Source organism: Aliikangiella maris (assembly GCF_040719265.1).
GTDB lineage: Bacteria > Pseudomonadota > Gammaproteobacteria > Enterobacterales > Kangiellaceae > Aliikangiella > Aliikangiella maris.
Window position 1 is genome coordinate 1 of record NZ_JBFDAH010000112.1, and the last position, 1088, is coordinate 1088.

The window sequence follows — 1088 nt, forward strand, 5'->3', positions numbered from 1 at the left end:
TCCGGGTTGTATTTGGTATCCACAAACGCCTTCGTATAGGTCGCAATTGGCCCATTTAGATTCTGTAAGATTTCGTAGGTGTTGCCAATTCATATTCGTACTACTAACGCCCCGCTAAACGGCGAGCGTTAGCAAGTCCGGTGGAGGCCACGTCTTTTGTGGCCGGAACGAATTTGAGCGGCTTGTTATACCTAGAACTGAACATTGTTTTCTTTGTAATAGTTAATCATTCCGTACATATCCTCAATGTACTTCACAAACTGCCCCATGTTTGCAAGTAAAACACCCTTATCTAGGTTTGGAGGAAGATGAGGGTGCCCTGATTCGTTACGACAGATGCGACAAAATTGGAATATTTGCTCAATTTTCACTTCAATATCATTTGTCCAGCCGAACCCTTGTGGCTTGTTGATTGAGCTTTTCCACGACGCCTTGAACTCTTCAAAAACTTTTGAGATAAATTTTTTCGAAGTCTTAGAAATAAAACGATCTCTCATGGCTTGATCTGGTATTGCCTGCGTATATGCGTCTATCAGTAAGTAGATAGCCTTTTCAGATGCCCCGCCAAGAAGAAAAGCACAGCCTAGGTTTGACCCAGCTTTGATAGTGACGATAGCTTCTTCGATAAAACGAATAATGATTGGGTCTATATCAGCTATGTTTTCTTTAAGAACTTCAGGGAATCGTTCAATTTCAAATGGCAGCATTTCGCCGATATTTTCTTCGTTTTCTACAGCCTCCTTAGCTTGAGTCAAAGCCGCTTTAAGCTTGGAGTCTGCACCCTGTATTTGAATGGTGCCAGTCGAATAAACTTTAACCACACTCTTAGCCTTTCCGTTTTGAACATCAAGGCGCTTACAACCTTGCTCGTCTTTCTCTTGGAAAGGGAAATTGTTCCGCTCAACATATGACTTCATTTGAGCGTAATTTGCTTCCATTATTTCAGACACTCATATCTCCTTAGATTCTAAAAAGGCATAACGCCAGCATAACCGGTGTTTTTCGCAGAGCGACGAAGGAGCGGCGCGAAAAACATCCGTGTTAATGCATTTGTTAAATGGTTATTTATCACAGCTTCAAGACAAGTC

General features: G+C 41.9%; 1 protein-coding gene. It reads right to left on the reverse strand.

The window, feature by feature from the left end; translation table 11 throughout:
• Positions 1-191: 191 nt before the first annotated feature.
• Positions 192-950 (reverse strand): hypothetical protein, encoded by a 759-nt coding sequence (locus ABVT42_RS22380; protein ID WP_353898206.1) that lies wholly within the window; start codon positions 948-950, stop codon positions 192-194.
• Positions 951-1088: the final 138 nt, after the last annotated feature.